We start from the raw sequence: 14,737 nt of genomic DNA, 5'->3' as shown, positions 1-14,737 counted from the left end.
CGCCGGTGCAACGGCGCCAAGTAGGCTATTACGGTGACTACTCCCACTGCATCCCAGACTTCCCAGAAGCCGGTGCTGGTTGTTGATTACGGTGCCCAGTACGCGCAGCTGATTGCCCGCCGCGTCAGGGAAGCGAATGTGTATTCGGAAGTGGTTCCGCATACTTACTCCACCGAGCAGCTCCTGGCCAAGAATCCCGCCGCCATCATCCTTTCCGGCGGCCCTTCCAGCGTTTATGCCGACGGCGCCCCGAGCGTTGGTGCCGACCTCTTCGAGGCCGGCGTCCCCGTCTTTGGCATCTGCTACGGGTTCCAGGCCATGGCCAACGCGCTGGGCGGCAAGGTGGACAAGACCGGCCTGCGGGAGTACGGATCCACCGAGACCACCATCCTGGGCGAGGGGCGTTCCGTGCTGGAAGGCATGCCCCAGCACCAGAAGACCTGGATGAGCCACGGCGACTCCGTCCACTCTGCGCCCGAAGGCTTCGAGGTGCTGGCCACGACCGCGGGCGCGGAGGTGGCTGCCTTCGCCAACGAGGAAAAGGGTCTCTTCGGTGTGCAGTGGCACCCGGAGGTCAAGCACTCCGCCTACGGACAGCAGGTGCTTGAAAACTTCCTGTTCAACTGCGCCAAGATTGAGCCCAACTGGACCACCGGAAACATCCTGGAGGAGCAGGTGGAGCGGATCCGCCAGCAGATCGGGGATTCCCGGGTAATCTGCGGGCTCTCCGGCGGCGTCGATTCAGCAGTGGCGGCAGCGCTGGTCCAGCGCGCCGTGGGCGACCAGCTCACCTGTGTGTTCGTGGACCACGGACTGCTGCGCGAGGGCGAAGCGGAACAGGTGGAACGCGACTTCGTGGCCGCCACCGGCGTCAAGCTGTACGTGGCCAACGAACAGGAGCGCTTCCTTTCGGCACTGGCAGGCGTCAGCGATCCCGAAACCAAGCGCAAGATCATTGGCCGCGAGTTCATCCGCGCCTTCGAAGAAGCCGAACTGGCCATCATTGCCGAGGCTGCCGCGCACGGCGAGAAGATCAAGTTCCTGGTCCAGGGCACCCTCTACCCGGACGTCGTCGAATCCGGCGGCGGCGAAGGTGCCGCTAACATCAAGAGCCACCACAATGTGGGCGGGCTTCCCGAGGACCTGCAGTTCGAGCTTGTCGAACCGCTGCGAGCCCTGTTCAAGGATGAAGTCCGCGCCGTGGGCGCCCAGCTGGGGTTGCCGCAGGAGATCGTGGGCCGCCAGCCGTTCCCCGGCCCCGGCCTGGGCATCCGGACCGTCGGCGAGGTCACCAAGGAGCGGTTGGACCTGCTCCGCAAGGCGGACGCCATCGCGCGCGCCGAGCTGACCGAGGCCGGCCTGGACAACGAGGTCTGGCAGATGCCGGTAGTGCTGCTGGCGGACGTCCGCAGCGTCGGCGTCATGGGCGACGGCCGCACCTACGGCCACCCCATCGTGCTGCGTCCCGTTTCGTCCGAGGACGCCATGACCGCCGACTGGTCACGCCTGCCCTACGACCTCCTGGCCAGGATTTCCAACCGGATCACCAACGAGGTGGACGGCGTCAACCGGGTGGTGCTGGACGTCACCAGCAAGCCGCCGGGAACCATCGAGTGGGAATAGCTTCCTAAGTGGCCGGCCTCCGCCAGCGGGGGCCGGCCACTGCTTTTCCCGAATGAATCCTCCGCAATTTCCCGTGCTCCAGTGTTGCGGTCGCTCAAGTCCGGCGCCGAAGCGGCTACTCTCGAACCTATGCCGGTATGGTCCAGGACGTCACGTGCAAACGCAGAAAAGAAGGCAGAAGTGTCAGTTGGTCAAGGCCACCCGGAGGGCTCGGAAGAGCTTCGTAAATGGCTGTCCGGGCTCAAACCCGTCACCGGCGCGGACACGATGCTGCGCTTCACCAAGACGCCCGAAGGTTCCATCGACCTCACCTCGGCACACCCCTCCGGACTCGCCCAGCTCATGGCCGGGCGCCGCACCCGCCTGTCCACGCTGATCCGGGACCGGCAGCAGTACGTGGTCGCGGCAAGGGCTTCACGCAACATCCGGTCCAAGATCTTTGAGCTCGCCAATGACCGCGGTATCGATGCCGGGTACCTGTCCGCAGGCACCGTGGTGTGGACATCCGCCGTCGGGGGCAAACCCCAGCGTGTGTCCGCCCCCGTGATGCTGACCGCCATCTCCCTCACGGTTCGGCCAGGGGAGGACGACTTTGAACTGCAGCTCACCGAGCAGGCACAGATCAACCCGGCATTGGTGCGGCACCTGAAGAACATCCACGGCATCGTCTTCGACGTCAACGCCGTGACCCGCCTGGCTTACAGCACCGCCCGGTTCGACCCCCAGCCCGTCCTGGACCGGCTGGCCACCCTGATCCGGCCCATCCACGGGGCGGAAACCCAGCACAACCTGCTCGTTTCCACCTTCGCCGACCTCTCCGGCAACCTCGACGACCCCTGGATCAACGACACACACCCCATCGTGTCCGCACTGGCCACCGCCGCCGGCGGCGAGATGGTGGACATTGAAGAACCGGACCCGTCCCGCTTCCCGCAGCTGGACAACCGGCACCCCAAGGACGAACTGCTCCTGCTGGACGCGGACACGGACCAGCAGTACGTAATCGATGCAGCCCGCGCCGGGGACTCCCTGGTGGTCAGCAGCCCGCCCGGTACCGGCCAGACCCAGACCGCGATCAACACCATCGGTGCCCTGGTGGATGCCGGAAAGACCGTGCTGGTGGTGGGCGACCGGCGCGCCAGCCTCAATGAGGTGTCCGGACACCTGGAGTCGCTGGGACTGGAGTCCATCCTGTTCCAGCTCACCGGGAATGTCACCGCCCAACAGCTGAAGGGCCAGTTGGTCCGGGCGATCGTCCGGAACGAGAAGTCGCTGGAACCGCAGCTCGGGAACCTGCACAACACCCTTACCGAGCACCGGCATGCGCTGATGGACCACGTGGCATCGCTGCACAACGTCCGCGATCGGTGGGGCTGCTCGCCGTACCAGGCCATGCAGTCCCTCGCCGAACTCACGTCCATCCATCCGGCACCGGCCACCACCGTCCGGCTTAAGCGCAGCGTCCTGGACAGCATCCGGGACCGCGATGAACTGGCCGGCCGGCTTCGCCGTGCTGCCGAACTGGGCAGCTTCAGCAAGGCAGCCACCACCAGCCCCTGGCACGGCGCAAGGCTGCTGACCCGCAAGGAAACCGAGGAAGCCCAGGACCTGGTCCGGTCCGTGGCCAAGAGCCTTCCCATCCTCCGCGACCGGATGGACGCGGTTGCCGAGCACGCCGAAATCCGTCTGGGCGAATCCTTTGCCGAGTGGGGCGAGCAGCTGGAACTGCTGGTTGCCGTCCGCGGCAGCCTGGACAAGTTCACCCCGGACATCTTCGACCGCCCGGTGACGGACCTGATCTCCGCCACTGCACCGTCCTCGTGGCGGCGTGAGCGCGGCATCGAGCTGACGGCCATGCAGCGCTCCAGGCTGCGCCGGGTGGCCAAGGAATATGTGCGTCCGGGCGTCCACATCGCGGACCTGCACTCGTCCCTGCTGCTGGTGCAGGAACAGCGGGCCCTGTGGGCGGGATACGCCACAACGCAGCGGCACCCTGCCGTTCCATCGGGCCTGGCCGAAATGAACGCCATGTACCGCTCCCTGGACAAGGAGTTGGCGCAGCTGGGCGAGGCGCTGCGGCATACGGAAGACGGTGGGTCGCTGACCGGCGTTCCCTACCCGCAGCTGATGGAACGCCTGGAGCGCCTGGTGGCGGACACCGATACGCTCAAGACCCTGCCCGAACGCACACTCCTCATCGAGAACATGCGCGAACACGGCCTGGGTGAACTCCTTGCCGACCTTGCCGAACGGGAAGTACCCGAAGGATCGGTCGCGGCCGAATTGGAACTGGCCTGGTGGCAGTCCGCGCTCGAGGCAATGATCAGCGGTGACGACTACCTGGCCATGTCCGACGGCGACGCACTGCGCCGGCTCGAAGCAGAGTACCGCCTCGCAGACAATGCGCACATTGCCAGCGGCGCAGCCCGGCTGCGGTGGGCCCTGGCGGAGCGGTGGCGCACCGCTATTGCCGCCCAGCCGCGGCAGGCCGGCCTCCTGCGCAGCCTGCTGAAGGACGGGCGGGTCTCCCTGCCCGCCCTGACCGCACAGGCGCCTGACCTGATCGGGACGCTGGTTCCCGTCTGGTCTGTCAGTCCCTACCTCATGACGGGCCTGCTGCCAGCGGAGCAGCATTTCGACGCGGTGGTGATCCTCGATGCTGAGGCCACCTCCCTGCAGGCCGTCCTGCCCTCGATTGCCCGTGCACGGCAGGTCATTGCCTTCGGTGATTCCCGCATAGCAACGCCACGGACCTTCACCGTGGGAGTGGAGCGGCTGGCGCCCGGCGAGTCGGCGCACCACCGTGTGGAAAGCGCCTTTACCGCGCTCTCCGCCGTCCTGCCGGTATGGCGGCTCAATGTGGTGTATCGCGCGGTGGACGAGGACTTGGTCCTCCAGCTGAGTAAGAGCTTTTACGACGGCGGCCTGCGCCGGCTGCCGGAAGGGCAGTCCGCCACGGGGCTGGACCGCTCCCTGTTGGTTGAGTACCTGCCGGACGGCACCGGCCTGCCCAGTGCCGACCACGAGGGTGTGGAATCCGTCGTGGCGGAGGTCAACCGCGTTGTGGAACTGGTCTTCGAGCACGCCAGGATGCGCCCCCGAACGTCCCTCGCGGTCGTAACCGCCAGTCTCCGGCACGCGGCCCGGATTGGCGAGTCCATCAGGCTCCAGCTGTCCAACCAGCCCGGCCTCGCCGGATTCTTCGGTGCCGGCCCGGAGTCCTTCCGGGTGGTTGACCTGGAACGCGCCCAAGGCCTGGTGCGTGACCACGTCATCTTCTCACCGGGATTCGGGCGGACCCCCCACGGCCGTGCACTCCACAACTTCGGGCCGCTGTCCGCCGAGGGTGGCCGGGAAAAGTTTGCCCTGGCGATGACCCGGGCACGGCGTTCCCTGCACGTGCTGACCTGCTTCCGGCCGGAAGACCTGGACCACACCCGCCTCACCCACGGGGCGGTGGACCTTTACACGCTGCTGAACCGGGAAATCTCCGGCAACACGGACCTGGGCACTCCGGCGTCCCGTGCCGCTGCCAGCGAACAGGCACTGGGAGCGGATCCCCTGGTAGCGGATCTGGGGGACAGGCTGCGCGCCCGCGGCGCCCGGGTGTGGCACCAGTACGACGGCGCCATCGACGTTGTTGCCGCGGCCGACCCCCTGAACACCATGGGCCAGGACGACCTGGACCTGCCCCGGCCTGTGGCCATCGAATCCGACGGCACCAAGCAGTACCGCGCCATGAGCGTGCGTGAACGCAGCCGGCTGCGCCCGGAACTGCTGGAACGCCTGGGCTGGCGCTACATGCCGCTGTGGACCATCGAAGTCTTCACCGACCCCTCGACCTGCGCCGACCGCATAGCGGGGTACCTGGGACTCGAGAACATCGTGCTCCTTGGCAGGACCACGACCTCTACGGGCTTCCTTGACGACGACGTCCACCAGGCACTCAATGGAATCGACACCGCATCATCGGCAGCTTCCGTGGGCAAAGAAGATTTGAGCAGAGAAGAATTGAGCAAGGAAGACAGGGCCGGGAAAGCCGGTCCCGAGGAAGACATGCACTACGACGAGAACAAGAACGGAAACCCTGAACCTGGCACTGACGCTGCTGCGTCGGGGGCGCCTGCGGCACCCGGCCCGAATGCCCCTGCGGCGCGCGCGGCACAGGGCGGCAGCGAGGAAATCCTTCCGAGCAAGGCCGCAGAGGACGATGCGCGCAGCTGGGGAGACCGGGAGGACGACCACGACACGTGGTTGAAGGAACAGAAACCACCGCACTGGGGCTGACCGCGCAGGGCTGACCAGCGCGTCCGGGTTGGATGTGTGCCCGGTTTGGATGGAGCGCCCGGCTTCGGCCTTGCATGGCTGATGTCACGGCGGCCCGACAAGGACGAAGAACAGCCGGCCCTGGGTTGAGGCTCCGGCCAGACGGGACGATTGTTCTGCGTTGGCCGCCACCACGATTAGTCCATCCGTCTCCGTGGTGCCCAGCCATTGCCCGCCCTGGCCGCCGTTGTTCGACGTCCACAGGACGGGTACGGCAGATGCCAGGACCTGGGAGGGACCCTGCTGGTCAAACCCGGTGGCTGGCGTCAGCACCACATTGACCAGTTGGCCGGGGGAGACCAGCTGTGTGGACGAAGGGTCCGCCATGCGCAGGGGAACAGCCGCTGAACCGGGCGGAGTGCCAGCCAGCAGTCCGGGACCCAGCAGTTGGGCGTCCGTGAGGAGCTGGCCCTTGCGCATGGGCGCGGCCAGCTGCTTGCCCGTTGCGGCGGCGTCATCCTGCAGGAAGCCGTCCGCCACCATTCCCGGCGGCACCTGGACGTGAGCCAAATCTGCTGTGGTGACGGCGCTTCCGGCGGGAAGATCCCGGGCGGCGGCCAGCGCCCTAACAGTGGAGAGCGGGGCAGGAGTGAGCTGCTGGACCGCAAGGGCTGCAGCTGCGCATAACAACAACGCCGCAGCGAGCCTGCGGTTGCGGTTCACCCAGCTGGCAAACCGCGCCCCCGGTGAACGCTCTTTGCCGCGGCGTGCGATGTTTCGGGGGCTGGCGGGACGCCGGTAGTGGTCGCGGCGACGGCGGGGAAGTCTGGGCATGCGCCCACGCTAGTTGCGGCAACCGCACCTGGGCAGCCAGAACGAACGCTATGTGGACAAAGGCGGCCGGCGCTGGAATGCGCCGACCGCCGTCGAACTTAAGGCTTATGCCTGTCTAGCTGGCTGCCGGAGCCGAAGCGGCGGGGGCGGCAGCGGGCGCAGCCGGAGCCGCGGCAGGCGCGGGGGAGACGGAGCTGCCCTTGGAATCGCGCGAGTCGGTGCGGTAGAAACCGGAGCCCTTGAAGACGACACCCACGCTGTTGAACTTCTTCCGCAACGTGCCCTGGCATTCGGGGCAGGACGTCAGGCTGCTGTCCGAAAACGACTGGACAATGTCGAAGGCGTGGCCGCAATCCTTGCAGGCGTAAGCATATGTTGGCACTGGTGCTCCTCCTCTTGGGCAAACGAGAGGTCCCGTGCTGCCACTTGGTAAACCATTAGCAGTCGCAGGGCCTGAGTGCTAATTCTATCACTGCCCCTGGACGGGCCGGGGTTAGGCGCCGCCCGTGAGCGGCTGGTACCCGGACGGCGCAAGGACCGCCGGGACCGGCCGGTCGAACTCCTCTGCAGGAATCCGCCCCGCAGGCAGCAATTCATCGTCGTAGATAACAGCGGCCAGGGGAATTTCCTTCCCGGCTGTCGCAAGGTGTCCCAGGAACTTGTCGTAGTACCCGCCGCCCTGGCCGATCCTGTTACCGGCACGATCCACCGCGGTGGCCGGAATGAAAAGCACTGCCGCTGCGCCTGCTGTCTCCGGCCCGTGCCGGGGTCCGGCGGGCTCAAGGATGGGTGCAAATTTGCTGCGTTCAAAGCTGGTTTCCGGCGTCCAGAACACCCAGCTCAACTCCCTGCCGGGTTCACACACCGGAAGCAGCACTCTGTGTCCGCTGCTGTGCAAAGCATTCACGAGCGGCAGGGTGGGCGGTTCTTGTCCCACGCCGAGGTACACGCACGCTATGCCGGGCTGGCCGCCGGTAACCGTCCCGGCCCAGGCTTCGCCGTGCACAGCCAAGGCGTTGCCTGCCGCTTCCAGTTGCGCCGGGGTTAGCCCCGCGCGCCGGCGTCGGTGGGCGGCCCGGATATCGTCCTTGACCGCGTTCGTTTCCTGCAGCATGGTGTCCTTCCTGCGTTGCCGGCACTCAGCGGCTTCTGGCCGGATGCCAGCCTGCCGCGCCGGTGGTTACTGAAATGCTTGACGCTGACGTTAGATTAGTCCGGTGAGCACCAGTAACCCCAGAGTCCGCAAAGCCGTCATTCCCGCCGCGGGCCTGGGCACCAGGTTCCTGCCCGCCACGAAGGCGATGCCCAAGGAAATGCTTCCCGTCGTAGATAAGCCTGCCATCCAGTATGTGGTGGAGGAAGCCGTGCACGTGGGCCTCAACGACGTGCTGATGATTACCGGCCGCAACAAGCGCGCCCTGGAAGACCACTTCGACCGGGTGCCCTCCCTCGAATCGACGCTGGAGGACAAGGGCGACACGGAAAAGCTTGCGTCCATCCAGGCGGCCAGCCAATTGGGCGACATCCACTACGTCCGGCAGGGCGACCCCCACGGACTGGGGCATGCGGTGCTCCGGGCAAAGCAGCACGTGGGCAACGAAGCCTTCGCCGTCCTGCTGGGGGATGACCTGATTGATGCCCGCGACGAACTGCTCAGCACCATGATCGACGTGCAGGCGAAAACGGGCGGGTCCGTCGTCGCGCTCATCGAGGTGGAGCCCTCGCAGATCAGTGCTTACGGCTGCGCCGACATCCAGGAGATTGACGGAGAAGACTACGTCCGCGTCAACCGGCTGGTGGAGAAGCCCACGCCCGAGGAAGCTCCGTCGAACCTTGCGCTGATCGGGCGCTATGTCCTGCACCCGGCCGTGTTCGAAGTCCTCGAGCACACCGAGCCGGGGAGGGGTGGAGAAATCCAGCTGACGGACGCCCTCCAGGAGCTTGCCACCGGTGATGCCCAGGGGCATGGTGTCTACGGAGTGGTGTTCCGCGGCCGCCGCTACGACACCGGAGACAAGCTGAGCTACCTCAAGGCCTGCGTCCAGTTGGCCGTCGACAGCGAAGACCTGGGCCCGGGCCTGCGGGAATGGCTGCCCGGCTTCGCCGCCGACCTTTCCCGGTAACCCAATGCACACAGGTCCTATTTGGCCAGTCACCCTCGAGTCGGGCGACCTGGTCCTGCGGCCCATCCGGTACCGCGACAAGAAAGAGTGGACCGAGGTACGGTCGCGCAACAGTGAATGGCTGGCGCCGTGGGAGGCATCCAACCCGGACCCGGCGGGCGGCCTCCCTGACTACCGGCACATGGTCCGCTCGCTCAATATGCAGGCTGCCCAGGCCACTGCTCTGCCTTTCCTCATCACCGAGTGGCAGCCGGGCCTTCGGAAACCCGCCATCGTGGGGCAGCTGACAGTATCTTCCATCGTCTGGGGTTCGGCCATGATGGCCACTTTGGGATACTGGGTGGACCAGGGCAGGGCAGGACGGGGGATAGCGCCCACCTCCGTGGCGCTGGTAACCGACCACTGCTTCCAGGTGCTTGGCCTTCACCGCATGGAAATCAACATCCGGCCCGAGAACGGACCAAGCCTGCGGGTGGTGGAGAAACTGGGCTTCCGGGACGAAGGGTACCGGCCACGTTTTCTGCACATCAATGGCAAGTGGGCCGACCACCGCTCGTTCGCCCTCACCGCGGAAGAAGTCCCGGAGGGCCTGTTGAGCCCTTGGCTGGCATCGCGCCGGTCATAAATCCAATGGTTTGCCCTCAGGGGCACGACACACCCTTGGTAATGCGGCCTGAGCAGGCATGATGCTCATACGGTTTTGAGTGTGGACTTCCCCCTTAGCAGCTCAGTGATCCTTGTGGTTGCCGTCGCGCTCTGGATTGTATGGGTTGCCCCTTACGTTCTCCGGAACCGCAGGCACCAGTTCCAGCCCGCCGGCGACTTCCTGGCAGACGCCCCCGCCGATGAAAGGCCGGACCCGCATCCCGGCCTGGTCCTGAACGTCGCCGCCCAGCAGGAGAAAGCCATGGAACCCAGGAAGAGTGCCGCAGGCGCTGCAAGCACCCCACCCCCGCCCAGGTTCCGCGTCCGCTACGGCCGCACTGCCCTGGCCCTTGTGGGACTGCTGTCCCTGGTCACCGCCTTCATCTCGGGTGTGCTGCTTCCGTTCGGCATCGGATCGCCTGCTCTTCCCTTCACCTGCACCCTGGTGACCGTCGCGTCGGTGGCACTGCTGCGCTGGCTCGCTGTCCGTGACCGCAAGGCGAAGGTGAACGCCGCCTTTCGCTCTGCCATGAGTGCCCCGGCACGCCGCCCGGAAGACGCCGTCGTTATTCCTGCCAAGCCCGAGGTTGCTCCCGTGCTGCCGGAAAGCACGCTCTTCGATGCGGAGGCGGGCCAGGCGAAGGTGAAGCCGCTGACGGCCGTGGAGTTGCGTGAAGCTGCCCTCGCCGTCGCAGTGGCTGCCGGTGACACCAGCGCCGCAGCTCCGTCCCCCATTCCCGTGGGCACGCCCTGGGAGCCCGTGGAGGTTCCCAAGCCTGTTTACGTGGAGGCGGCCAAGGCTGAGCGCCCTGAGCCGGAGCCGCTGGAGCTTCCGGAAGCGCCCAAAGCAGTCGGAAAACCGTCCTTGAAGAAGGGGGCTGCGGAGGCAACGGCAGCAGAGGGCGGCGAAACGGAACAGTTGAGCGCCCAGCAGTTGTCCAAGGCACAGAGCGCCCTGAGTAACCTTGACGACGTCCTCCAGCGCCGCCGCGCCTAGGGCCACGCGGGGGAGCTTCGCATTACCGGCAGATGCCCAGTGCGTCGATTGGCGTTGAGGATGGAAAATTTGTAGCCTAGGGACACCGGTTCCGCACCAGCCTGGGATATCTTGCAGGAGGCAGCTGGTTCCGGGGCTATAGCTCAGTTGGTAGAGCGCTTCGTTCGCATCGAAGAGGTCAGGAGTTCGAATCTCCTTAGCTCCACTAAAAGAGCCCGCTGGAAACAGCGGGCTCTTTCGTTGCCACTTGCCCCATGCTGCGAAGCCTGTCCGCGAAACGCCGGGCAATGCGCGCGCGCTTCCTGCAGCACAGGCCTAGAGTAAGCCCATGGGAATCATCATCGGCCTTCTGGTCCTCTGGCTCATCCTGTCCATCCTTGGCTTCGTCGTGAAGGGCCTTCTCTGGCTCGCCATCATCGGCCTGGTCCTCTTCGTCGCCACCGGCGTCTGGGGTTGGCTGAAACGCAGGGCCAACGCCTGATCATCATCCCCTGCCGGGCTGCTGTGCGGCCAGGTAGGCGGCTGGTACCAACCGCCCAAGGACCCTGGTCTTTTCGTACCGGCGGCGCCACGCTGGCTCCATGAGCCTTGCAGCGAAGCCGGACGGCCTGACGCCATTGATTCCTCCGGTCCGGCGCAACCTTGCCGCCAACCACGCCCTGCACCCGGACCGCCCGTGGATCCGTGTCCTTCGGGTCCTCACAGGGCTGGCCATCCTCGCCGCAGTGGTCCAGAAGACAGTGGATGCCACCCTGCCCGGCAACGATGTGGACATCGCCCAGCTGTATTCGGAATTCACCGTGCAGGGGAACCTCGCTTTTGGTCTTGTCCTGATCATTTCGGGAGTACGGCGGCGCGGCTCGCTGCCGTACTGGTGGGACCACTTCTTCGGCGGACTGGTCCTGTACCTGGTCATGACCGGGATCATCTACGTGGTGCTCGTGGCTCCGCCGGGGGAGCCCTGGTGGACCTGGGACCTGTACTGGCCGCAGCTTGTCCACCACCGCCTGGCCCCGTTGGTGGCAGCCCTTGACTGGGTCTTGGTAACCCGCACGGTCCGCGGCCCCTGGTGGCGGCCGGCTGCGTGGCTGGGCTACCCCGTAGTGTTCCTGGCCTTCTCGTGGATCCGGGGCGGGCTGGACGGGTGGTATGTCTACGACTTCCTTGACCCCACCATCGACGGCGGCTGGCCCAGGGTGCTGGCAACCACCGGCCAGGTCCTGGCCGCGTTCCTGGCGGTTTCGGTCCTGGTGCACGCCGCGGGCAACGCGCGGGCGGCGCTGGCAGCCGGGAAGGCCGTCCGGGCCAGGGTTCCTAAATCCAGCCCTTCTTTTTGAAGATCCCGTACATGAGCGCCCCGGCGGCAACCATGAGGACCAGGGCGTAGGGATAGCCGAAGGTCCAGTGGAGCTCGGGCATGGTGTCGAAGTTCATCCCGTAGATGCCGGCGACGAAGGAAGGCGCGAACAGGATGGCAGCCCAAGAGGAAATCTTCTTCACCTGCTCGTTTTGCTCGGCGCTGGCCTCGTTCTGCCGGTTCGCCGTGAGGGTTCCGTCCAGGGTCAGGGCATTTTGCAGCAGGTCCCGGAAGGAATCCGCCCGGGAAATCACCCGCTCGACATGGTCTTCCACATCGCGCAGGCGGTGCCGCAGGTCGCCTTCAACCTGGTACTTTTCGAAGCCCCTTTTGAGCTGGTCCAGCATCTCCGGCAGGGGGTGGATGGCGCGCTGGAATTGGATGACTTCACGTGCCAGTTCATAGATGCGGCGGGACACGGAAGAGTCGCCGCTGAACAGCTGGTCCTCGATCTCGTCAATGTCGTTCTCCAGACCGGCCACCACGGGCGCGTAGTCGTCCACCACGCGGTCCAGCAGGGCATACAGCACCGCTTCGGGTCCGTACTGGAGGAGATCAGGCCTTTCCTCCAGCCGCCGCCGAACGGTAGCCACACCCGCTGTTTCGGCGTGCCGTACGGTCACCACGAAGTTCTTGCCCGTGAAGACGTGGAGTTCACCGAACTCCACCGTCTCGTCCTCATCCAGGTACCGCGCCGGTCGGAGTACCGTGAAAAGGTTGTCATCGTAACGCTCCAGCTTGGGCCGCTGGTGGGCCGAAACAGCGTCCTCCACCGCGAGGGCGTGGAGCCCGAACTCGGCGGCCACAGCAGCCATTTCCTCAGCGGTGGGCCGGTAGAGCCCGATCCAGGCCATGCCGCCGTGCCGGGCCAGGGTCTCAAAGGTCTGTTCCAGGTTTTCAGGCTCTGCGTGGCGGACGCCGTTGACGTAGACGGCGTTATCGATGATGGTCATTCAGGAAATCCTAGCCGCCGGGGCTGTCGCGCTGCTGAGGCCGCTGATAAGGGGTTCGGTGCGGTAGGGGATGTGGGTGTGCAGGGCCAGCACCGTCTCCGTCCGGATCACGCCCTTGATCCTCAGGACCTGCCGGAGGGACGACTGGAGGTTGTGCGTGTCGGTGGCCACCACCCGGCACCATACGTCCCCGCGTCCGGAGATCTCGTGGACTTCCAGGACCTGTGGGATGAGCCGCAGCGCCGCCACAACGCCGTCGAGCTCACGGTGGGAGACCTCGATGGTCACGAACGCCACCACGTCATAGCCCACCGCCTCCAGGTCCACTTCGCGGCCGCCCGGGCGCAGCACCCCGGCCCGCAGCAGGCGCCTCACGCGGGACTGGGCCGTGTTGCGGGCGATGCCCAGGGACTCGCTAAGCTCGCCGATCTGGATCCGGGGATCCCTGATGAGGGCCAGGAGGATCTTCAGGTCCGTGGGATCCAACTTATTCAAGATCGTCACTCTCCATCACGCTGCGCTTCGTAAATTGATTATTCTGCTCAATTATCCTCGCAGCAATGGATGGATAGGGCAGCAGTGACGCACTCTTGAACCATCAATGTTGTATCCGCGCCGGGCTCCCACAAGGACTACCTGCCGTGGCGATCCCTAAGGCGGCAAAATGACGGTCTTCAGCGAACTGCGGATGCGCCCGGTAACGGCCATGCCCAGCGGGTGGAATGCCTCCACCACCGCGCGGCTGGTAATTTCCGGTGCGGCCATCTTCCTCCTCCTGGTGGGCGCCAACCTGGCCACGCCGCTGTACCCGCTGCTGCAGGCCGACTTGGGCCTGTCCAGCCTTGATGTGACCGCCGCTTTTGCCAGCTACGTCCTGGCGTTGGTGGGAACGCTGCTGCTCGCGGGGCACTGGTCGGACCATATCGGCCGGCGTGCTGCGCTCCTGGTGGCCGTCCTGACCGGGCTGGTGGGCGGCTGGACCTTCGCGGAAGCGGGAACACTGGCCGCCTTGTGCGCGGGCCGGGCACTACAGGGAATGGCTGTCGCGCTGGCCACCGGGGCAAGCGCCGCTGCCCTCCGTGAACTGCTCCCGTCCCGTCCGGAGTGGGCATCGCGCTTTACGTTGCTGGCCTCATCCGGGGGAGTGGCCGCCGGCCCCGTCATCGGCGGGCTGCTGTCGCTGCTCCCCGGCCCCACCACGGCCCCGTACGTCGTCCACTCTCTGCTGCTTGCCGGTCTCCTGGTCCCGCTGTACCTGGTCCGTGCCCGCCCGGCCATCATGGTGCCGGCAGTGTCCCGGCCGCTGCATGCCCTGGCTCCGCGCCGGCCTTCCGTTTCCCGCCAGGCGAGGGGCGCATTCTGGCTGGCGTCCGCCGTCGGCTTCCTGAGCTTCGCAGTCTTTGGCTTCTCGCTGTCCCTGGCACCGGGTTACTTTGCCCAGGTCCTTGGCACTGACTCCCGGCCGTTGATCGGTGTGTTGGCCGGCCTGCCACTGGGCGCGTCAGCACTGAGCCAGCTGGTGACCGTCCGGGGCCGCCTGACCGTTCCGGCCGGGCTCGCAGTCCTTGGCGTCTCCGTCATCCTGCTGGGGGCCGCCGGCGCCTGGCACAGCCCCCTGCTGCTGGTGGGGGCCGCCGTGACTGCCGGGCTGGGGCAGGGCCTGTCGTTCCGGATTGTCTTCAACGACGTTGCGGACAGGGTGGAGCCCGCCCGCCATGCCCAGATCATCAGCACCGTCTACGTCATCACCTATTTGGGGAGTGCGGTGCCGGTCCTGGGCCTTGGCTGGGCCAGCGCGGCGTTCGGGATGGCGCCGGCCGTCCAGGGCTTCGTCCTGCTGTGCGGCGTCGCGGCCCTTGGCCTGTCAGCCTGGACGCTCGCAGCCATGGCCGTCCGGCGGCGAAAGTGACACCCCGCCTCCCCAAATGAGCAGGGCTGG

The 14,737-nt window shown here is 66.3% G+C and carries 13 protein-coding genes and 1 tRNA gene; 9 read left to right on the top strand and 5 right to left on the bottom strand.

Features of this window, described 5'->3' with window-relative positions; all coding sequences use genetic code 11:
• The first annotated feature begins 33 nt into the window (after positions 1–33).
• A complete protein-coding gene (gene guaA / locus LFT44_RS13930; RefSeq protein ID WP_236799034.1) occupies positions 34–1,623 on the top strand; it encodes a glutamine-hydrolyzing GMP synthase in 1,590 nt (529 codons plus the stop codon).
• Positions 1,624–1,752: 129 nt separating this feature from the next.
• Entirely contained in the window at positions 1,753–5,910 is a 4,158-nt protein-coding gene (locus LFT44_RS13925) for a DUF4011 domain-containing protein (protein WP_236799033.1), read from the top strand.
• Positions 5,911–5,994: 84 nt separating this feature from the next.
• Here the strand turns inward: LFT44_RS13925 and LFT44_RS13920 are convergent, their stop codons facing one another.
• From LFT44_RS13920 to LFT44_RS13910, 3 genes are all read right to left on the bottom strand, one after another.
• A complete protein-coding gene (locus tag LFT44_RS13920) occupies positions 5,995–6,723 on the bottom strand; it encodes an RcpC/CpaB family pilus assembly protein (protein WP_236799032.1) in 729 nt (242 codons plus the stop codon).
• 115 nt (positions 6,724–6,838) lie between these two features.
• The gene (locus tag LFT44_RS13915; RefSeq protein ID WP_236799031.1) at positions 6,839–7,105 is read right to left on the bottom strand and encodes an FmdB family zinc ribbon protein; all 267 of its coding nucleotides are present in this window, start codon (positions 7,103–7,105) and stop codon (positions 6,839–6,841) included.
• 111 nt (positions 7,106–7,216) lie between these two features.
• A complete protein-coding gene (locus LFT44_RS13910; RefSeq protein WP_236799030.1) occupies positions 7,217–7,837 on the bottom strand; it encodes a 5-formyltetrahydrofolate cyclo-ligase in 621 nt (206 codons plus the stop codon).
• Between the two features lie 103 nt (positions 7,838–7,940).
• Here LFT44_RS13910 and galU point away from each other — a divergent pair, with 103 nt between their 5' ends.
• From galU to LFT44_RS13880, 6 genes are all read left to right on the top strand, one after another.
• Complete coding sequence (galU, locus tag LFT44_RS13905) at positions 7,941–8,846, top strand: UTP--glucose-1-phosphate uridylyltransferase GalU (RefSeq protein ID WP_236799029.1); 906 nt, start codon at positions 7,941–7,943, stop codon at positions 8,844–8,846.
• 4 nt (positions 8,847–8,850) lie between these two features.
• Positions 8,851–9,471: a GNAT family N-acetyltransferase gene (locus tag LFT44_RS13900; protein ID WP_236799028.1), complete on the top strand. Its 621-nt coding sequence runs from the start codon at positions 8,851–8,853 to the stop codon at positions 9,469–9,471.
• A 105-nt stretch (positions 9,472–9,576) separates the two neighbouring features.
• On the top strand, positions 9,577–10,488 hold the full coding sequence (locus LFT44_RS13895) for a hypothetical protein (RefSeq protein WP_236802903.1): 912 nt from the start codon (positions 9,577–9,579) through the stop codon (positions 10,486–10,488).
• A 132-nt stretch (positions 10,489–10,620) separates the two neighbouring features.
• Positions 10,621–10,693, top strand: a tRNA-Ala gene (locus LFT44_RS13890).
• A 123-nt stretch (positions 10,694–10,816) separates the two neighbouring features.
• A complete protein-coding gene (locus LFT44_RS13885; RefSeq protein ID WP_236799027.1) occupies positions 10,817–10,969 on the top strand; it encodes a hypothetical protein in 153 nt (50 codons plus the stop codon).
• Positions 10,970–11,069: 100 nt separating this feature from the next.
• Positions 11,070–11,825 (top strand): Pr6Pr family membrane protein, encoded by a 756-nt coding sequence (locus tag LFT44_RS13880; RefSeq protein ID WP_236799026.1) that lies wholly within the window; start codon positions 11,070–11,072, stop codon positions 11,823–11,825.
• Here the strand turns inward: LFT44_RS13880 and corA are convergent.
• Together corA and LFT44_RS13870 are read right to left on the bottom strand one after the other, a co-directional pair.
• The gene (gene corA / locus LFT44_RS13875; protein WP_236799025.1) at positions 11,803–12,798 is read right to left on the bottom strand and encodes a magnesium/cobalt transporter CorA; all 996 of its coding nucleotides are present in this window, start codon (positions 12,796–12,798) and stop codon (positions 11,803–11,805) included. The genes LFT44_RS13880 and corA overlap by 23 nt on opposite strands.
• Positions 12,799–13,293 (bottom strand): Lrp/AsnC family transcriptional regulator, encoded by a 495-nt coding sequence (locus LFT44_RS13870; RefSeq protein ID WP_236799024.1) that lies wholly within the window; start codon positions 13,291–13,293, stop codon positions 12,799–12,801.
• A 169-nt stretch (positions 13,294–13,462) separates the two neighbouring features.
• Here LFT44_RS13870 and LFT44_RS13865 point away from each other — a divergent pair, with 169 nt between their 5' ends.
• Positions 13,463–14,707, top strand: a complete 1,245-nt coding sequence (locus tag LFT44_RS13865) for an MFS transporter (protein ID WP_236799023.1) — start codon at positions 13,463–13,465, stop codon at positions 14,705–14,707.
• The last annotated feature ends 30 nt before the right edge of the window (positions 14,708–14,737 follow it).

The organism is Arthrobacter sp. FW306-05-C (assembly GCF_021801725.1).
GTDB lineage: Bacteria > Actinomycetota > Actinomycetes > Actinomycetales > Micrococcaceae > Arthrobacter.
This window is presented reverse-complemented; position numbering and strand designations above follow the sequence as displayed.